13 protein-coding genes and 1 tRNA gene are annotated in these 18,804 nt (G+C 66.8%); 10 read left to right on the forward strand and 4 right to left on the reverse strand.

Annotation, left to right across the window (positions count from 1 at the left end):
• The first annotated feature begins 3 nt into the window (after positions 1 to 3).
• The 6 genes from HMPREF3067_RS03875 (at position 4) to HMPREF3067_RS03900 (ending at position 9,757) form a co-directional block, all read left to right on the forward strand.
• Positions 4 to 1,959 carry an ABC transporter ATP-binding protein gene (locus HMPREF3067_RS03875; RefSeq protein WP_070768419.1) on the forward strand — a complete coding sequence of 652 codons (1,956 nt, stop codon included), beginning with the start codon at positions 4 to 6 and terminating at the stop codon, positions 1,957 to 1,959.
• Positions 1,960 to 2,034: 75 nt separating this feature from the next.
• The gene (locus HMPREF3067_RS03880) at positions 2,035 to 4,878 is read left to right on the forward strand and encodes a (Fe-S)-binding protein (protein ID WP_070768420.1); all 2,844 of its coding nucleotides are present in this window, start codon (positions 2,035 to 2,037) and stop codon (positions 4,876 to 4,878) included.
• 87 nt (positions 4,879 to 4,965) lie between these two features.
• Positions 4,966 to 6,258 (forward strand): cation:proton antiporter, encoded by a 1,293-nt coding sequence (locus tag HMPREF3067_RS03885; protein WP_246819230.1) that lies wholly within the window; start codon positions 4,966 to 4,968, stop codon positions 6,256 to 6,258.
• A 187-nt stretch (positions 6,259 to 6,445) separates the two neighbouring features.
• Entirely contained in the window at positions 6,446 to 7,081 is a 636-nt protein-coding gene (locus tag HMPREF3067_RS03890; protein WP_246819231.1) for a DUF1707 SHOCT-like domain-containing protein, read from the forward strand.
• A 56-nt stretch (positions 7,082 to 7,137) separates the two neighbouring features.
• On the forward strand, positions 7,138 to 8,370 hold the full coding sequence (locus tag HMPREF3067_RS03895; protein WP_141759319.1) for a pyridoxal phosphate-dependent aminotransferase: 1,233 nt from the start codon (positions 7,138 to 7,140) through the stop codon (positions 8,368 to 8,370).
• Between the two features lie 127 nt (positions 8,371 to 8,497).
• Positions 8,498 to 9,757 carry a YibE/F family protein gene (locus HMPREF3067_RS03900; protein ID WP_070768422.1) on the forward strand — a complete coding sequence of 420 codons (1,260 nt, stop codon included), beginning with the start codon at positions 8,498 to 8,500 and terminating at the stop codon, positions 9,755 to 9,757.
• Here the strand turns inward: HMPREF3067_RS03900 and HMPREF3067_RS03905 are convergent.
• Both HMPREF3067_RS03905 and dcd read right to left on the reverse strand, forming a co-directional pair.
• Positions 9,696 to 11,012 carry a UDP-glucose dehydrogenase family protein gene (locus tag HMPREF3067_RS03905; protein ID WP_210400083.1) on the reverse strand — a complete coding sequence of 439 codons (1,317 nt, stop codon included), beginning with the start codon at positions 11,010 to 11,012 and terminating at the stop codon, positions 9,696 to 9,698. The genes HMPREF3067_RS03900 and HMPREF3067_RS03905 overlap by 62 nt on opposite strands.
• Before the next feature lie 70 nt (positions 11,013 to 11,082).
• Positions 11,083 to 11,646 (reverse strand): dCTP deaminase, encoded by a 564-nt coding sequence (gene dcd / locus HMPREF3067_RS03910; RefSeq protein ID WP_070768424.1) that lies wholly within the window; start codon positions 11,644 to 11,646, stop codon positions 11,083 to 11,085.
• A gap of 114 nt (positions 11,647 to 11,760) precedes the next feature.
• Between dcd and HMPREF3067_RS03915 the strand changes: the two genes are divergently transcribed.
• Positions 11,761 to 11,834: transfer RNA gene (locus HMPREF3067_RS03915), tRNA-Gly, on the forward strand.
• 84 nt (positions 11,835 to 11,918) lie between these two features.
• Here the strand turns inward: HMPREF3067_RS03915 and HMPREF3067_RS03920 are convergent.
• Both HMPREF3067_RS03920 and HMPREF3067_RS03925 read right to left on the reverse strand, forming a co-directional pair.
• Positions 11,919 to 13,610: a VanW family protein gene (locus HMPREF3067_RS03920; protein WP_210400081.1), complete on the reverse strand. Its 1,692-nt coding sequence runs from the start codon at positions 13,608 to 13,610 to the stop codon at positions 11,919 to 11,921.
• A 122-nt stretch (positions 13,611 to 13,732) separates the two neighbouring features.
• Positions 13,733 to 15,007 (reverse strand): glycoside hydrolase family 3 N-terminal domain-containing protein, encoded by a 1,275-nt coding sequence (locus HMPREF3067_RS03925; RefSeq protein ID WP_083319121.1) that lies wholly within the window; start codon positions 15,005 to 15,007, stop codon positions 13,733 to 13,735.
• Between the two features lie 60 nt (positions 15,008 to 15,067).
• Here HMPREF3067_RS03925 and HMPREF3067_RS03930 point away from each other — a divergent pair, with 60 nt between their 5' ends.
• The 3 genes from HMPREF3067_RS03930 to HMPREF3067_RS03940 form a co-directional block, all read left to right on the forward strand.
• Positions 15,068 to 15,574: a universal stress protein gene (locus HMPREF3067_RS03930; RefSeq protein ID WP_070768434.1), complete on the forward strand. Its 507-nt coding sequence runs from the start codon at positions 15,068 to 15,070 to the stop codon at positions 15,572 to 15,574.
• A gap of 18 nt (positions 15,575 to 15,592) precedes the next feature.
• Positions 15,593 to 15,790: a DUF2613 domain-containing protein gene (locus HMPREF3067_RS03935; RefSeq protein ID WP_070768425.1), complete on the forward strand. Its 198-nt coding sequence runs from the start codon at positions 15,593 to 15,595 to the stop codon at positions 15,788 to 15,790.
• Between the two features lie 53 nt (positions 15,791 to 15,843).
• On the forward strand, positions 15,844 to 18,804 hold a 2,961-nt coding region (locus HMPREF3067_RS03940; protein WP_070768426.1), incomplete at its 3' end, for an alpha-(1->3)-arabinofuranosyltransferase domain-containing protein.

The raw sequence follows: 18,804 nt of genomic DNA on the forward strand, positions 1-18,804 counted from the left end.
ACCATGGCTGATACTCCTTCCACTTCCCAGCCCACCGACGAAGAGCTGGCGGCCCTCGAGTCCCAGGTCTCCGGCGACGACTGGTCCGGGGCCGCGCCCCGCCAGGCCAAGCACTTCTGGCCCTCGGCCACCCGGCTGGTGGGCCTGCTCGCGCCGTACAAGTGGCAGCTCGCCTTCGTGGGGCTTTTGACCGTCGGCTGCGTCTTCCTCACCGTCTACGCTCCCCGGGTACTCGGGCGCGCGATGGACGTCATCTTCTCCGGCGTCGTCTCGCGCCAGCTGCCCGCCGGGCTCAGCGCCGAGCAGGCCGTCGAGGGCCTGCGCCAGTCCGGCCACGACCGGATGGCCGACATGGCGGCCGCGATGGATCTGGTGCCCGGCAGCGGGATCGACTTCACCAAGCTCGGCCAGCTCATCCTGATTGTCATCGCCATGTACGTCGTAGCCTCGGGCTTCCAGCTCTGGCAGGGGCTGGTGCTCAACCGCCTGGTGATGGACACGATCTTCAAGCTGCGCCAGGACGTCGAATCTAAGATCCACTCGCTGCCGCTGAGCTACTTCGACACCACCCAGCGCGGCGACCTCCTCTCGCGCACCACCAACGACCTGGACAACGTCCAGCAGGCCCTGCAGCAGGCGCTGTCCCAGCTGTTCTACAACCTACTGCTCGTGACAGGTATTACCGTCATGATGTTCACGGTCTCCTGGCAGCTCGCGCTCGTCGCGCTGCTAGCTATCCCGCTGACCGGGGTCATCATGGCGGTCATTGGCACCCGCTCGCAGCGCCAGTTCGTGTCCCAGTGGCGCTCCACCGGCCAGCTCAACGGGCAGGTCGAGGAGTCCTTTACCGGCCAGGAGCTGTCCCTCATCTTCGGGCGCACCCAGGCCATGCGGGAGGAATTCGATAACCGCAACACCGCGCTCTACGAGGCCAGCGCCTCCGCGCAGTTCCTGTCCGGCATGATGATGCCCGTCATGCAGTTCGTCTCCTACCTGTCGTACGTGGCCATCGCCGTCCTCGGCGGCCTGCGCGTGGCCCACGGACAGATGACGCTGGGCGATGCCACCGCGTTCATCCAGTACTCCCGCGAGTTCAACCAGCCGCTGGGCCAGCTCGGCGGCATGATGCAGCAGATCCAGTCCGGCGTCGCCTCGGCCGAGCGCGTCTTCGAGTTCTTGGACGCCGACGAGCAGTCCCCGGAGCCGACGCCGGCCGCAGGACACACGCCGCAACGCGCCCGCGGGCTGGTCGAGTTCCGCGACGTCAGCTTCTCCTACGACGATCAGAGCCCGCTCATCGAGGGGCTCAACTTGCGCGTCGAGCCCGGCCAGACGGCCGCCATCGTCGGCCCCACCGGGGCGGGCAAGACCACGCTGGTCAACCTCATTATGCGCTTCTACGACATCGACTCCGGGCGGATCCTCCTGGACGATACGGACACCGCCGAACTCTCCCGCGGGCAGCTGCGCAGCCAGGTCGGCATGGTGCTCCAGGACGCGGTCCTGTTCAAGGGGACCATCGCCGACAACATCCGCTACGGGCGACTGGACGCCACCGACGAGGAGGTCGTTGAGGCCGCCCAGGCCACCTTCGTGGATCGCTTCGTGCACTCACTGCCGGATGGCTACGACACCGTCATCGACCAGGACGGCGGCTCGGTCTCGGCCGGCGAGCGCCAGCTCATCACCATTGCCCGCGCCTTTTTGGCCCAGCCCTCCCTGCTCATTCTGGATGAGGCGACCTCTTCGGTCGACACCCGCACCGAGATGCTGGTCCAGGACGCCATGAACGCGCTGCGCGCCAACCGCACCTCGTTCATCATCGCGCACCGGCTTTCTACCATTCGGGACGCGGACGTCATCATCGTGATGGACAACGGGCGCATCGTCGAGCAGGGCAGCCACTCCGAGCTGCTCGCGCAGCGCGGCGCTTACTGGCGGATGAATATGAAATCTTGATTCCACGCCCTACCCTTTAGGCTAGGTAAGGTACTTCCCCCCTGACTTATCCGCAGCCAATGAAGGAGCCCGCCCATGCTAGCCGGCTGGATTGCCGTTCTGATCTCGTTGCCCGTCTGGGCCTACTTCGGCTACCGCGCCTGGGGCATGTTTACCTTCATCCGCTCCGGCGGACCCACCCAGCTCAACCGCTTCGACCAGCCGCTGCGCCGCTTGGGGCGCGTGCTGGTGGAGGTCTTCGGGCACACCCACTTCAAGGGGCGCCCGCTAGTCAACGCCGCGCACTGGCTGGTCATGCTCGGCTTCCTCTTCGGCATCCTGGTCTGGTTTGAGGCCTATATCCAGGCCTTCAACCCGGCCGGCGGCTGGCCGCTGCTGAGCGACTGGCCGGTCTACCACTTCCTCGAAGAGGTTTTGGCGCTCGGTACCGTCCTGGGCATCGGCTTCCTCGTCGCCGTCCGCTTAAAGCTCGGCCATACTGAGCGCGGCAGCCGCTTTTATAATTCGCAGACCACCAGCGCCTACCTGGTCGAGGCCATCGTCTTTTCCGAGGGACTCGGCATGCTGCTGGTCAAGGCCTCCAAGATCGCCACCTACGGCGGCGGGAGCTGCGCCACCGACTTTGTCAGCCTCCCGCTGTCGCAGCTACTGCCGGCCTCCACCGGCCTTATCCAGGCCTTCGCGCTGTTCAAGCTGCTGACCGGCCTGGCGTTTATCGTGTTCATCTCCCGCCAATTCACCTGGGGCGTGATGTGGCACCGCTTCCTGGCGTTTTTCAACATCTTCTTCCAGCGCAACCCGGATGGTGACAAGGCCCTGGGCAAGCTACCGACCCCGGATCTGGAAGAAGACCTCACCCCGGGCAGCTGGAAGCTGCTGCTGGACACCGGCACCTGCACCGAGTGCGGGCGCTGCCAGGATCTGTGCCCGGCCTGGAATACCGACAAGCCGCTGTCACCGAAGAAACTGGTCATGGACCTCGGTTCTGCCGCGGTGGATAACTACAACCCGCACGCGGGCGTGGACGTGCTGTCCATGGCCGGGGTCATCGATGACGATGTTCTGTGGTCGTGCACCAACTGCGGCGCCTGCGTCGACCAGTGCCCGGTCGACATTGAGCACCTCGACCACGTCGCGGATCTGCGCCGCTTCAAGGTGCTGGCCGAGTCCGACTTCCCCTCGGAGCTTACCGGCCTGTTCAAGAACCTGGAGACCAAAGGCAACCCCTGGGGCCGCAACAATTCTGAGCGCCGCACCTGGGTGGACCAGGCCCGCGCCGACGGCATTGAGATTCCCATCATCGGTGAGGACGAGACCGATTTCGCGGACCTGGAATACCTGTTCTGGGTCGGCTGCGCCGGCGCCTACGACGACGCCGCCAAGGTCACCACCCGCGCCGTCGTCGATCTGCTGCACACCGCCGGCGTGAAATTCGGCGTGCTCGCCACCGGGGAGACCTGCACGGGTGATCCCGCCCGCCGCGCCGGCAACGAGTTCCTGTTCCAGATGCTGGCTCAGGAAAACGTCGCCACCCTCAACGAGACCTTCGACGGCGTGCCCGCCGGTCAGCGCAAGATCATCACCACCTGCCCGCACTGCTTCAACACACTGCGCAACGAGTACCCGGACTTCGACGGCCACTTCGACGTCTTCCACCACACGCAGCTACTCAACCGCTTGGTGCGCGACGGGCTGCTCAAACCGGTGCCCCGCACCGCGGAAAACCGCAAGCCCATTACCTACCACGACCCGTGCTTCCTGGGCCGCCACAACAAGGTCTACGACCCGCCCCGGGAGCTGCTGGAGGCCACCGGCGTCAAGGTCAACGAGATGGACGCCAACCGCGACTCCGCCTTCTGCTGCGGCGCCGGCGGCGCCCGCATGTTCATGGAAGAAAAGCTCGGCACCCGCGTCAACGAGTTCCGCACCGAGCAAGCACTGTCCACCGGCGCCGAGGAAATCGCCACCGGCTGCCCCTTCTGCAACGTCATGCTCACCGGCGGTGTGAAGACCCTCAACGAGGGCAAGACCCCCGTCACCGACGTCGCCCAGATGCTACGCAGCTCCATCGCTACCGATGCCGATGGAACCCTGCCACCGGCCCGCCCCAAGGCCTTCCTCGGCGAGCCCATCCGCCTGCCCCGCAAGACCGCCCAGCCGACCGAGAACACCACCGACACAGCAGAAACAGCGAACACCGAAACCGTCACGCCAGCACGGCCGGCAGCCCCAGCGGCACCTGCTTCCAAGGCCCCGACAGCACCTAGCGCGCCCGCAGCACCCAGTGCCCCCACTGCCCCGAGCGCTCCAACCGCGCCGGCCGCTGCTCCCAGTGCTCCGGCTGCACCGGCCGCGCCAAGCAATCCTTCCGCGCCGGCTGCTCCTAGCGCTCCCGCTGCACCAAGTGTGCCGAGCGCACCTGCCGCTCCGGCAAGCCCCACGCCTTCGGCTCCCACAGCTCCCAAGGCATCTTCTGCGCCGGCCGCGCCTTCTGTGCCCAAGCCACCTGCTGCCCCGGCATCGCCTGCGTCTTCTGCTCCAGCAGCACCTAGCGCGCCCGCAGCTTCCAGCGCACCTTCAGCCCCGGCTGCGCCGAAGGCTCCTTCTGCACCCACAGCTCCCCAGGCACCTGCCGCACCTAGTGCCCCGAGCGCACCCTCTGCGCCTTCGGCCCCCAAGGCACCAGCAGCGCCTGAAGCACCGGCCGTGCCTTCTGCCCCGGCTGCACCGAAGGCTCCTACTGCACCCGCTGCACCCCAGGCACCTGCCGCGCCTTCCGCGCCGGCAGCGCCGAGCGCGCCCAAGGCGCCTAGTGCTCCTAGCGCACTCGCAGCGCCCGCTGCTCCTTCGGCCCCGGCTGCTGGTTCGGCATCGGATGCCGAACCGGACGCTGAGTCAGACTCCGACCAGGACGACTAAGGCGGGCGTCGGCTGCGGCATCGTGAGTGAGCTGCGTGACGCTGCTTGAGTTCTGGGAAAAGGCCTGTTCCGGCTAAGGTATAGCAGGTGTTTAATAGCGACTCCGGCGCCGCCCTGATTCTGGCGGCGAGTGACGAAGGAATTACGAATTCGCTGGTCTCCTTCGCATGGATTATGGCCGCTGCGCTGGCCGCGCCCCTGGTTTCCTTCATGACTGGGCGGCGGCTGCCGGCGGTGCCGCTGCTACTGATTTTCGGCATGCTTATTGGCCCGTCGGTGCTGGATCTGGCGCACGAGGACCCGGGCATTGAGATGCTCAGCGAGATTGGCGTCGGTGCGCTGTTCTTACTGGCCGGCTTCGAAATCAACATCGGCTCGCTGAAGTCCAAGGAAGCCCGCACGGCGGCCTCCACGTGGGCGATGTGCCTGGCGGCGAGCCTGCTGGGCGCGTGGGTGATCTTCCGCTTCGATAACCTGCCGCTGGCCATCGTCATCGCCATCGCGGTGACCTCAACGGCGCTGGGCACCATCACGCCTATGCTCAAGCAGAACGGCATGATGGGCACCCAGGTAGGGCGTTCGGTCATGATCCACGGCGCCATCGGCGAGGTCGGCCCCATCCTGGCGATGGCGCTGCTGCTGTCCACGCGTTCTACCTGGCAGACCGGGCTTATCCTGCTGGGCTTTTTCGCCATTGCGGTGGCCCTGGCAATGGTGCCGGGCGTGGTCGCCAAGGCCATGCCGCTGGTGCGCAACGCCTTTCTACAGGGCGCCGGTTCGACGAACCAGACCATCCTGCGGCTCATCATGCTGGTGCTCGCCGTGCTGATGGCGGTGGCCGCGGTCTTCGAGCTCGACATCGTGCTGGGAGCGTTCGCCGCGGGCATGATTTTCCACCAGATCATCCCGAACGAGTTCCACCAGCGCCTCGAACACCGCCTGGACGTGCTGTGTTATTCCATGCTCATCCCCGTCTTCTTCGTGGTCTCCGGCATGTCGATCGACTGGAACGTCATCACCAGCCGGCCGCTGCTCGTAGTGAGCATCCCGCTGCTCATCCTCGTTACCCGCGGCCTGCCGGTCTTCTTGCGCGAGAACCTCCACCACACCGGCTCCGAGATCGAGACTGTCCGCGAGCGCCTCCAGGTCACCTTCTACGCGGCCACGGGCCTGCCCATCATCGTGGCGGTGACCTCCATCGCGGTCAGCTCTGGGATTATGGACAACGAGCAATCCTCGCTCTTTATCGCCGGCGGCGCGCTGACCGTGCTCATCTTCCCCATCCTGGCTAGCCTGTGCCAGGAAAAGGACCCGGTCACCGGCAAGCGCTCCACCTACCGTGCACGCGTCGTGGAACAGACCCCGGCGCATGATTCCTAGCCGACCTCCCTGGCCGAACTGCGCGACCGCGACAACGCCGAGCACGAGAACCTCAAACGCCACGAGGCCAGCCACAACGGGCAGGGGTCCGAGACGGTTGGTTCCGACGCAGCTGGAGAGGGTACCGCGGCGGGTGGTGACACACAGGATGGCGACTGCGGCGGCAAGAACGGATAGACTTTTGGGTATGAGCTACGACGATTCCCTGCGCCTGTCTGATGCCGAACGCAACGACGCCTTGACCGCTTTGGCCAAGGCCGTCGGCGAGGGCCGCCTTAGCGTGGACGAATTCGAGGAACGCTCCGATTCCGTCATGGGCGCACGCACCCGCCGCGACATCGTCCCCCTGTTCACCGACATCCCGGACCAGCCCATCGCCGAGCCGAAGATCTACTCCCGTGCCGACGTCGAGCGGGCCTGGGAGGCCGGCCGCAAACCCAAGCTGGCCACCGGGCTCATCGGCAGCCTGCTGCTGACCATCGGCGGGACCTCCACATTCATCGGTGCCTTCGGCGCGGCCGGGGTCGGCGCCGCGGTGGGGCTGATGTCTGCCTCCGTCGCCGCCTTCCTGCTCATCCCGGTGCTGTGGATCGCGCTGTATGTGCTCAAGGTAGGCCCCAGCTCCTGGCACGCCCCCAGCCCGCGCCAGGTCGAGCGCCAAAAGCGCAAGGAAATCCTGGCCACCCAGGCCGAGCAGCGCGCCCTGATGTGGGCCCATAACAAGCAGACCGCGGGCGAACTGACCGGCCAGGCCCTCGACTTCGCCAAGCGCCGCGTGGACAACTGGAGCCAGCCCAAGGGCACCAAGAAGCAAGGCGATTAGGACACTTTCCGGCCCAAATTTCGTCACCGCGGTTGAAAAAGTGGCACAATTGCGGCATGACTACCACGCCGAACCGCCGAATTTTTGACCAATCCGACAAACTCAAGGGTGTCGCCTACGACATCCGTGGGGAGGTCTCGGCCGAGGCAGAGCGCATGGAGCTCGACGGCCACAACATTTTGAAGCTCAACACGGGCAACCCGGCGGTCTTCGGCTTCGACGCACCGGACGTCATTATGCGCGACATGATCGCCGCGCTGCCCACCTCCCAGGGGTATTCCACTTCCAAGGGCATCATCCCCGCCCGCCGCGCCATCGTCACCCGCTACGAGCTGGAGGACTTTCCGCACTTCGACGTCGGGGATGTCTACCTGGGCAACGGTGTCTCTGAGCTGATTTCCATGACCACCCAGGCGCTGCTCAACGACGGCGACGAGGTCCTCATTCCGGCCCCGGACTACCCGCTGTGGACGGCGGCCACCTCCCTGGCCGGCGGCACCCCTGTGCACTACCTATGCGACGAGGAGGACGACTGGAACCCGTCCATCGAGGACATCAAGTCCAAGGTGACGGAGAAAACCAAGGCCATCGTGGTCATCAACCCGAACAACCCGACGGGCGCGGTCTACTCCCGGCAGACGCTGCAGCAGATCGTGGACATCGCCCGCGAGCACAACCTGCTCATCCTGGCCGACGAAATCTACGACCGCATCCTCTACGACGGCGCGAAGCACACCTCCATCGCCTCCCTGGCACCGGACCTGCTGTGCATTACCTATAACGGCCTGTCGAAGGCCTACCGCGTGGCCGGCTACCGCGCCGGCTGGATGGTGCTCACCGGCCCGAAGAACCACGCCTCCGGCTTCATCGAGGGTTTGGAGTTGCTCGCCGGCACCCGCCTGTGCCCCAACGTCCCGGCCCAGCACGCCATCCAGGTCGCGCTCGGCGGGCGCCAGTCCATCTACGAACTGACCGGCACGGGCGGCCGCCTGCTCAAGCAGCGCAACATCGCCTACGAAAAACTCAATGAAATCCCCGGCGTCAGCTGCGTGAAGCCGATGGGCGCCCTTTATGCTTTCCCGCGGCTGGACCCGAACGTCTACGAGATCCACGACGACTCCAAGCTGATGCTGGACATCCTGCGCGCGGAGAAGATCCTCATGGTGCAGGGTACCGGCTTCAACTGGCCGAACCCGGACCACTTCCGCGTGGTCACCCTGCCGTGGGCCTCTCAGCTGGACAGCGCCATCGAGCGCCTGGGCAACTTCCTGGCCAGCTACCGCCAGTAGCCGCCGGACGCGCGCCCGTCCGCGGTAGCCGCGGTAAGCACGCCAGGCCCAGCCCCGGAGTGATTTTCTTCGCTGCCGGGGCTGCTTTGTGCGCGAACGAAATTGAAAACATTTACTATTAGTGGCTATGGCACGACACTCAGTAAAGCCGGCCGCTCTAAACCCGTGGCAGCGCCTCCTCGTAGGCGTGCTGGGGCTGGTAGTAGCCGCCACCGCCGTGGGGCTCGTCTGGCTCTGGCCGAGCTCCGGCCCGGACACGAGCGAGGACTTCGACCGCGCGTATTCGCTGAACCAGCCGCGGGTGACCGGCACCGTCACCCAGGTTGATTCCAACGCCTGCGCTTCCCCGGCCACCGGCACGGCCTTTGATACCTCGCCGCGCACCACCGCCGCGGAGGCCGCCGGGGCCCACGATGATTCTTGCCGCCGCGCCCTGGTGGACCTGGAAGACGGGCCGGATGCAGGGAAGATGACCCAGCTGGTGCACTACGGCGTGGCCGGCGAGCCGGTACTTGAGGTTGGTGACCACATCACCATGACCCTGTCGGAAAATCCCGCCGACGGGCAGGCCCACTACGCCTTCGCCGACTACGAGCGCAGCTCCGCCCTGTGGGCTTGGGGCCTAGTCGTCGTCGCCGCCATCCTCATCTTCGCCGCGTGGCACGGACTGCGCTCGCTCATCGGCCTGGCTTTTAGCCTGGCCATCGTCTTTTTCTTCCTCCTGCCGGCCATCACCGCCGGCCAGTCTATCGTCCCCGTCACGATCGTCGCCTGCGCGGCCATCCTGGTCGTGGCCATCCCCCTAGTCCACGGCTGGAACTTCAAATCCGCCTCGGCGCTGGCCGGCAGCCTGGTCGCCCTGGCCGTGGCCACGGTGGTGGCCATCATCGCCATCCGGACGTCCCACCTGCAGGGCTTGTCCTCCGAGGACAACCTCAAACTGCTGCTCTATCTACCGCAGCTGTCCGTGGTCGGCGTGCTGCTGGCCGGGTTCATTGTCGGCGCACTCGGCGGGCTCAACGACGTCTCCATCGGGCAGGCCTCCACCGTCCACGAGCTGGCCGCTATCGACCCTGAGATGCCGCGGCGGCGGCTGTTTATCTCCGCCATGAAGGTCGGGCGCGACCACATCGCGTCCATGGTCTACACCATCGTGCTGTCGTATACGGGTGCCGCGCTGCCGCTGTTACTGCTCATCTCCGCGGCCGATGCCTCCGCCGGCCAGGTCTTGAGCAGCGACGTCATCGCCACCGAGCTACTGCGTTCCGGGGTGGGCGCGCTCTCCCTGGTCAGCGCCGTGCCGGTCACGACGCTGATTGCGGCGTTTACACACTCCGACCCAGGGCCACGAGATCCCAACCGGCCGCCTGCCATTCACGCACATTAAGCACGTTGCGCCCGTCGATGATGTGCTGGCGGGCGACCAACCTGCCGGCGACTACCGGGTCGAGCTCGCGGAACTGCTTCCACTCCGTGGCCAGGATGACCAGCTCGGTACCGCTCAGAGCCGTGTCCACGTCGGGGGCGTAGTCCAACGTCGGGAAGACCTTCCGGGCGTTGTCCATGCCCTCCGGGTCGTACACGGTCACCGCCGCGCCCGCCAGGGACAGCGAGCCGGCCACGGATAGGGCCGGCGAGTCGCGTACATCGTCCGAGTTCGGCTTGAAGGAGCAGCCCAGCACCGTCACGCGGTGACCCAGCAGGGAGCCGGCAAAAGACTCCTTGGCCAGATCCACCACGCGGTCACGGCGGCGCATGTTGATGGCGTCGACCTCGCGCAGGAAGGTCAGGGCCTGGTCCGCGCCGAGCTCGCCCGCCCGCGCCATGAACGCGCGGATATCCTTCGGCAGGCAGCCGCCACCGAAGCCCAGCCCGGCGCCCAAGAACTTGCGGCCGATGCGCTCGTCCAGCCCGATGGCATCCGCCAGAGCCACGACGTCAGCGCCGGCGATCTCACAGATCTCCGACACAGCGTTGATGAACGAGATCTTGGTGGCCAAAAACGCGTTCGCCGAGACCTTAACCAGCTCGGCGGTCTGCAGGTCCGTCACGATGAAGGGAGTGTCCTGGCGCAGCGGCTCGGCGTAAATCTGGCGGGCCACCTCCTCCGCACGGGACTCCCCCTCCCGACAGCCGATGACAATGCGGTCCGGGGTGATGGTGTCTTTGACTGCGTAGCCCTCGCGCAGGAACTCCGGGTTCCACGCGATTTCCACCTCGGTGCCTTCCGGGGCCAGCTCGTTAGCCATCTGCTGCAGTTCCGCCGCCGTGCCCACCGGCACGGTGGACTTGCCCAGGATGAGGTGCTGGCCTTTGAGCAACGGGACCAGCTTTTCGATGACCGCGCGGACATAGGTCATATCCGCCGCGTAGGAACCGTGGCGCTGCGGGGTGCCCACACCCAAAAAGTGGACGTCGGCGAATTCGGCGGCCGCGGCGTAATCCGTGCTAAAGCTGAGTGTCCCGCTGCCTAAGTTGCGTTCGAGTACCTCCGACAGGCCCGGCTCGTAGAAAGGAACCTTGCCCGCTGCCAGGGAGTCAATCTTTGCTTGGTCCACGTCCACGCCGAGAACCTCGTGGCCGAGTTCGGCCATGCAAGCGGCGTGCGTCGCACCCAGGTATCCGGTGCCAATCACAGTCATGCGCATAAGCGGTTATCTTAAGCGCCCGAGTTGAACAGAGGATTAAATCTGGGTGCCGGATCCTAAAACCTTAGCGAAAGTTCAGGTAGGACTTCGACGGGGTCGGCCCGCGCTGGCCCTGGTACTTCGAGCCCAGCGCCCCGCTGCCATAGGGATCCTGCGCCGGCGAGGTCATCTTGAAGATCGCCAGCTGGCCGACCTTCATGTTCGGCCACAGGACGATCGGCAGGTTCGCCGTGTTCGACAACTCCAGGGTGATGTGCCCGGAAAAGCCGGGGTCAATAAACCCCGCAGTGGAGTGCGTGAGCAATCCCAACCGCCCCAAGGAAGACTTACCCTCCAGGCGGCCGGCTAGGTGCGGCGGCAACGTGAACTTCTCCAGTGTGGCACCTAGGACGAACTCGCCCGGGTGCAACACGAAGGCGTCGCCGTCGGCCACCTCGACCAGGCTGGTCAGATCCGGCATCTCTTCTTTCGGATCAATATGGGTGTACCGGGAGTTGTTGAACACGCGAAAGTACTTATCCAGGCACACGTCCACGGACGAGGGCTGGATAAGGTTGGCATCGAAGGGCTCGATCTGCAGCGATTCATCCTCGATGGCGGCCCGGATATCTCGATCTGATAAAAGCACGTGTCCGAGTCTACTAGCAGGTAGGCGACCCGGTTTTCACCCGGGGTCAGCGAGGGTGTAGAGTGTTTCCCAGCGCTTGATGTATGCCCAGCAATGGGCGCACATTTCAGCTCTGCCGGCGTAGTTTAATGGTAGAACATCAGCTTCCCAAGCTGAGAGCGCGAGTTCGATTCTCGTCGCCGGCTCCACGCATGAAGGCGGGGCACCACTCGGTGCCCCGCCTTTTTCATACGCGCCCCTTGGGTCTGGGTTAGATCTGGGTTGCCGTTTGTCTAGCTGCAGGTGACGATCGGCTGCGGGTCGTAGACCGTGGTGGTGGTTTCCCGGGAGATCTCCTGGCCGCTCAGGTTACGGATGACGCGCGTGTCCGAGGTGGTAAAGCCCGGCGCGCCTGACGACGGCGAGCAATCATCGGCATCGACCTGCTTGGGCTGCGGCTGGGTCTGGGCCCAGCGGCCGTTGTTGATGGATTCGACCTCGACGGTCTTGGTGCCCTTGAGCTGCACGGTGATTTCGCTGTTGCTGTAGCTAGTCGAAATCATCACTGGGTGCTCGGAGTTGTTGGTGAACTGCAGGTCGATAGCTCCCTCGTACACGGTGGCCTCGCGGCCGGCCGGGTAGCGCGAGATGTAGTAGGAGTGCGGGGTGTGGGCGGTATCTTCCATGCCCGCGAAGTAGGCGGCATTGTACAAGGTGGTGGCAAACTGGGAGATACCGCCGCCGACGGCCTCGCCCGCGCGGCCGTCGATGATGATGCCGGACTCGACATAGCCCTGCGCGGTGCCGCGCGGGCCGGTGTAGCCGTTGAGCGAGAAGGTCTCGCCCGGGGCCAGGAAGGCACCGTTGACCTGGTCGGCCACGCGCTTGATGTTTTGCCCCGACGCGCCGGAGAAGCCGCCGGTGGTGAACTCCCCGACGACGTCGTCGAAGCTGGCGTTTTCCGCCTGCTCGGTGGTGAACGTGGCGGGCTCGTCGCGGTACTCGGCGTCCCACTCGCGGTCCTTGTTGTCTTTGACGCGCTCGTCAAAGCCGTCCATGGTCTTGTCCCAGTCGATGACCACGCCGTCGCGGTGCGGGGTGACCTGTTTGGAACCGCCGGAAAAAGAGATGGAGGCGTTCTGCTTGACCTGGACCGAAGGCTTGAGGGCTTCGCCTATCATCTCCTGGGCGCGCTCGTTGTTGATCTTCAGCTCCAGCTTGCCGTCATGCGGCTCAACCGTGACGAACTGCTCGACCTCGGCCGGGGTGATGCGGGACTCGACGTCGTCGCGGCCGCGGGTGACGAGATCACCGGCCACGGCATCGGCGGCGTCCCCCTCGGCCATCTTTTCCACCTCGTCCTGAGTAACGGCAGGCTCGGTTTCCTCCGCGTCGACCTCGACGCCCTCGGGGTCAACCCAGCCTTCGGAGACCTCCGTGGCCAGCTCCTCGCGATCGACGGACTGGCCGGTCACGGCGTCGGTGACGTTGACCTTGCCGCCAGCGAGATTGATCGCACCGTCCTTGGGCTGGATGGTCAGATCCTCAGTGAGACGATCGACGGTGGGCTGGAACGCGGCCTCGTCGACCTCGGTGTCGACGTCGTATTCGCGCTGAGGCGCGAAGAAGCTGTAGACGCGGGCGAACGGGTTCAGGGAAGCATCCTCGATGCCGTCCACGGCCCTCTTGAAGTCCATCTGCAGGCCGGCCTCGTGGGGGATGAACTCCGTGGTCTTTTCCCCGGCGGTGACCGTCACGGGTTGGTTTTCCACGTCCCCGAGCTCGTCCTCCAGTTTCGCCACGGCGTCGCGGCGTTCCATGTTGGAAATATCTACTCCACCGACGGAGACGGCCCGGGGCGTCTTGCCTTGGTTCGCCACGACATCCATGGCGTAGGCAACGCCCGCGATGACGAAAAGGCCGACCAAGATGCCCAGGGCAATGGCCCAACCCCTCACTCCGCGTTTTCCGTTCGCTTTACTCACACGCACTACAGTAACGGTTTACCGGCCCTAATTCCTAGTCAGGAGGCCTAAAGTATTATCAAGGCAACCGCGCCGGGCGGGCAAGGGGACACCGGGGGTGACACATGTAGCGTCCTCGGAGGCTACTCCGCGCGTGGAGCCGTTCCGGGATCCGCGCCTGGGGCGGGCTCGGGTTCCGTATGAGATTCGGCCACGCGCAGGGCGGATTCGGCCACCCGCTCGGGCGTAAGTTGGCCGGCATCCACGGCCGCTTCCAGGTGGTTTAGGACGCTCTGGAAGTCCACGGCGGTTGACCATAGCGCCTGGTCTGCGCCGGCGGCCAGGGAGGCGGTGACGGCTTCCTCCGGGGACATCTGGTCCGTAATCGCCTTCATACCGGTGAGATCATCGGTATAGGTCAGGCCGCGGAAACCGGCGTGCTCGCGCAGCAGCCCGTAGGCGTGGTTGTTGAGGCTAGCCGGGGTGACCCCGTCGCCCAGCCCCGGCACCACCAGGTGCCCCACCATGACCCCGGTGCCCGGCGATTGGGGCAGCGCGACGTCGAAGGGCACCAGATCGTAGCCCACCAGCTGGTCCAACGGCGGGGTGGTCGCCATTCCCTGGTGCGTGTCCCCGCTAGCGCGGCCGTGCCCCGGGTAGTGCTTGAACACCGGCCGCACCCCGGCGTTGTGCAGGCCCCGGGCAAAAGCGGCGCCGAGCTCACCCGCCGCGGCTGGGTCATGGGAGAAGGAACGGTCGCCCACCACGTTCAGGCCACCGCCGTCGACGTCGATAACCGGTGCGAAGTCCACGGTAATACCGTGGGCGGACAGGGTCTGGCCTACCGCGAAGCCCTGGCGCTCGGCCTCGGCGGTGCCGCCGGCGGCCATGTCCCGCGGGGTGGGGAAATCCCCCAGGATTTCCGAGAAACGCTGGACCCGTCCTCCCTCAAAATCGATGGAGACATCAAAGTCGCGACCGACCGCCGCTCGCAGGGCGTGGATATCCCGCCCCGGGGTCTGCAACAACTCCGGGTCCGCCCAGCTGGTGATGAAGATACCGCCGGCCCCGGCCTTGAGTTTCGCCAGCGCGTCGTCGTAGTTGACCACGCCCGGCATCAGCAACGAGGCGAGCTGCTCGCGCCGGGTAGCGGGCAGCTGCACCGCTGGTGCCGGTTCCGCCGCGGTCGTGGAAGAGCTCGTCTGCGGGGCCGAAGAACTCGTTTTAGTTTCGCTGCTGGCCACACCAGCCGAAGGCGCTGCCTGCTCCGCCTCGTCCGACGAGCAGGCGCTGAGCGCGCCACCACCGGCCACGACGGCTCCCACGGCAACCAGCGCGACCCGCACAAGCGGGGCACTGATGCGGGTGGCAGCGGGCAGGCGACGACGCCACTGCGCGGGCCGGGGAAACGGAATCATGGCCTATAGTCTGCCATTAGTCAGCCACAACACGCCCGAATGCCTACTAAGATGGCGGGCATGAGTAACGGCCAAACCATGTTAATTGCGTTCGACGGCTCGGAACGCGCCGCCCGCGCCATGCAGCAAGCCGCTCAGCTGCTGCGTCCCAGCACGGTGGAGATCCTCACCGCCTGGGAGCCGGCCGCCCGCCAGGCCGCCCGTGCGGTTAGCCGCACCGGCCTGCACCAGTCGACGGTCTCCCCGGAGACCACCGAGGAAGACCCGGCCTACGAGGAAGCGCTGGCTATCTGCCGCCGCGGCGTCGAGGTGGCCGAGGGGCTCGGCCTGGCGGGACGCGCCCACCTCGTCGAATCCGCCACGACTATCGCCTCCGCCATCGTGGATGCCGCGCAGGAGCTGGACGTGGACGTAATCGTCACCGGCACCCGCGCGCTGACCGGCTTCCGCTCCTGGTGGACTAACTCCACCGCCGACCAGATCGTGCGCAACGCCGGCATCCCGGTCTTTATCGTCCCGCCGGAAAACGACGAAGACGAAGAAGATGACCCGGAATACTTCGAGTAGTTGCTAGGATTTGGTCCCATGGCAGTAGAATCCGACTCTTTGACAAAGCGCACGCTGGGCCCGGCCGTCGGCAGCGCCGTGGTCGGCCTGGTGCTCGGCGTGGTCACCATCGTGGGGATCGCCCAGTTCAGCGACGCTGATACGGTGCCTTCCGGCCACGCGGTGCCGGCCGATGACGCCGTGCTGGGCGGGCCTGAGTACGGCTCCCGCCAGTAGGCGTGCCCCGGCTGTCCCCTAAACTTCGCCCCCACCTCGCCGGGTGGGGGCTTTTGGCGATCGTAGTCTTTGTCCTGCAGTTCGGGCACAACACCCAGGTCGCGGCCGACACCAAGCACGACCTACTGGTCAACCCGGCGGGTTTCCTGCGGGGCGCGCTGACCCCCTGGACGGATGCGTTTACCCTGGGCCAGCTACAAAACCAGGCCTACGGTTACCTCTTCCCACACGGGCTCTTCTTCCTAGCCACCGATCCCCTGCCGGAGTGGGTGGCGCTGCGCCTGTGGTGGCTGCTGGTAACCGGCGTGGGCTTTTCCGGGGCCTTCCTGCTGGCCCGGCGCGCCACCGACGCGGGCCCGGGGTGGTCCTTTATCGCGGCGCTGGCCTACGCGCTTTCCCCGCGCACGCTGACCACGCTAACCACGATCTCCTCGGAGACCTGGCCGGTCATGCTGGCCCCCTGGGTCCTGGTGGCCTGCCTCGCCCCGCAGTCGGCGCGTTGGCAATGGGCTGCCGCGGTCATCCCGGTCGCGCTGATGGGCGCGGTCAATGCTACCGCCACCCTGGCCGCCTGCATCCCGGCGGCGGTAGTCTTGCTCTGCCAGCGGCGCTGGCGCTTCTTCGGTGCTTGGCTGGCCGGCTGCGCGCTGGTCAGCGCCTGGTGGATCGTCCCGCTGCTGGTGCTCGGGCGCTTTGCGGCGCCCTTCACGGAATTCATCGAGTCGGCGTTTGTCACCACGCGCTGGCTCAACCTGGCCGAGATCCTGCGTGGGACGACCAGCTGGTCTCCCTTCGTCGACACCGAGCGCACCGCCGGCGTGCTGCTGGTGGACGAGCCCATCTTCGTCCTGGCGACCGTGGCCGTGGCCGCCGCCGGCCTGGTGGGCCTGTGCCGCCTGCCGCGGACGTGGTCGGTGCTGCTGATAGTGGGCGTCGCGGTGCTGGGCACCAGCCTGCCGGCTTACCGGGAGCTGCTCGACGGGCCGCTGGCCGCGCTGCGCAACCTGCACAAATTCGATCCGCTGGTGCGCCTGCCGCTGGTGCTCGGCCTGGCGCAGCTGGGAGCGCGCCTCGGCTGGCCGCGGACCTTGCGTCCCGACCGGCGGCAGACCGCTGGGCTGCTGCTGGCCGTAGTGGTGGCGGCCAGCGCGTTCCCGGCCCTGTCCGGGCGCCTGCTGCCGCGCGGGGCCTACGAGGAGGTGCCACAGTACTGGGAAGAGGCCGCCGAGTTCCTCAACGAACACGCCGCCGGCACCCGCACGCTCATCTACCCACCCGCGTCCTTTGCCCGGCAAGACTGGGGCTGGACCCGCGACGAGCCGGCGCAGCCGCTGCTGGATGTCCCCTGGGCCGTCCGCGACGCCATTCCACTTATCCCGCCGGAGGCCATCCGCGGCTTGGACGGGATTACCGCGGCCCTAGAACACGACGCGGCGACGGGCGCGAAGGCCCTGCAGCGCCTGGGCATCGGCGCGGTGCTGCTGCGCCACGATCTGGATGAGCCGGCGGGCGGGGATAACTCGGTTCGCGCGGAAGACCTGCCGGGCACGGTCCACACCTTCGGCGAGGTGGACGTGGTGCTGCTCGTTCCGCAGCAGGGCCTGCAAATGGCTAACGGCGCCCCCGTGCGCGTGGCCGGCGGCGGCGAAGTCCTCGCCCTGCTGGACATGGTGGATGCGCCCGGCGCGCGCGAGCTCGTCGACGCGGACGCCGGCATCGCGACCGATACGCCACTGCTGGTCGACCGCAACTACGGCACGTTAGACGGCCCGGTCTCCGCGCCGTTAGTCGAAGGCGATAGGTCCCGGGTCCACAACCGGCTGCGCGACTACCCCTCGGCGGGCCGGGCGGTAGCGGTCGAAGAACACGGCGGCCGCGTGGTCGCGGAGTCCTCGGCCGCCGATGCCGACTCCTTCGGCGGCGCCGACCCCGCCCGTTCCGTCACCGCCGCGGTGGACGGGCAGGAGGATACCGCCTGGTGGCCGGCCCCGGGACAGACCGGCTGGCTGGAGCTCCAGGCCCCGCAGGGCGAGGTTTTCGCCTCCCCGGTGCTCAGGCTCACCGCCACCGACGACGCCCGCGCGACCGTCTCGTCCGGCTCCGCCTCCGTCGAGGTAGAGCTTAGCGCCGGTGAGGAGACCACGGTGCGCGTGCCCGGCGGCGACAGCACCGCGGTGCGCATCACGCCGCACGAACGCGTCGGCATCACCGCCGCCGAGGTCGCCGGCCACCCCATCGAACGCGTCGTGACGGTACCGGATACCTCACCCAACGTGGAGGCCTTCTTCTTCCAGCGACTGACCGTGGACACGGGTACTATCATCCGGGACTTCACCGCGCCGCGGGACATGGAGCTTCCCCTGCGCGCAGGTGCTGGATCCGACGCCGACGCAGACGCCGACGAAGACGCCGAGACGCCGGCGGTGCGCATCGACGGCCGCGACTACCGAACGGGTGAGACGGTGCGGCTGCCGGCCGGCACGCACCGGCTGGAAACCGCGGCGGCCTGGGTCCAGCTGGGCGATCTGCCGCGCACTCCCCTTGAACCGACCGGGGAGGCTATCGCGCCGGCAGACCACGAGCGCCTGCTGATTACCGGGCGCGCGTACAACGCCGGGCTCAACGGCTGGCTGGACGATGCCCCGCTGCAGGCCCGGCAGGTAGACGCGGCCACCCAGGCTTTTGTCATTCCGGCGGGCGCGAGCGGCACCTTCCACATGACCTTCGCGTCGACCGGCGCCTACCAGGCCGGCCTTCTCGGCGGCGGGGCGCTGGGGCTGCTGACGGTTATCGCTTGCGCGGTGGCCTGCTGGCGCCGGCGCGGCGAGCACGTGCCGCGCTCCTTCCCAGCCCCGCCCCGGGCACTGTGCCTAGTACTGGCCGCGGGCGGGCTCGCTCTGGTGGGATGGCCGGCCCTGCTGGCAGGGATAGCGGCGTTCGCGGCGGTGCGTTGGACGACGCTGCCGGCCCCGGCCTTGTCCGCCGCCCTGCTGGCGGCCGCCGGGGCGATGCTG

The organism is Corynebacterium sp. HMSC04H06, from assembly GCF_001815935.1.
GTDB lineage: Bacteria > Actinomycetota > Actinomycetes > Mycobacteriales > Mycobacteriaceae > Corynebacterium.

Bases quoted from the DNA above. Each gene is read 5' to 3' on its own strand.
- HMPREF3067_RS03875 (WP_070768419.1), top strand. From the start codon at position 4: ATGGCTGATACTCCTTCCACTTCCCAGCCCACCGACGAAGAGCTGGCG.
- HMPREF3067_RS03880 (WP_070768420.1), top strand. From the start codon at position 2,035: ATGCTAGCCGGCTGGATTGCCGTTCTGATCTCGTTGCCCGTCTGGGCC.
- HMPREF3067_RS03890 (WP_246819231.1), top strand. From the start codon at position 6,446: ATGAGCTACGACGATTCCCTGCGCCTGTCTGATGCCGAACGCAACGAC.
- HMPREF3067_RS03895 (WP_141759319.1), top strand. From the start codon at position 7,138: ATGACTACCACGCCGAACCGCCGAATTTTTGACCAATCCGACAAACTC.
- HMPREF3067_RS03900 (WP_070768422.1), top strand. From the start codon at position 8,498: ATGGCACGACACTCAGTAAAGCCGGCCGCTCTAAACCCGTGGCAGCGC.
- HMPREF3067_RS03905 (WP_210400083.1), bottom strand. From the start codon at position 11,012: ATGACTGTGATTGGCACCGGATACCTGGGTGCGACGCACGCCGCTTGC.
- HMPREF3067_RS03925 (WP_083319121.1), bottom strand. From the start codon at position 15,007: ATGATTCCGTTTCCCCGGCCCGCGCAGTGGCGTCGTCGCCTGCCCGCT.
- HMPREF3067_RS03930 (WP_070768434.1), top strand. From the start codon at position 15,068: ATGAGTAACGGCCAAACCATGTTAATTGCGTTCGACGGCTCGGAACGC.
- HMPREF3067_RS03935 (WP_070768425.1), top strand. From the start codon at position 15,593: ATGGCAGTAGAATCCGACTCTTTGACAAAGCGCACGCTGGGCCCGGCC.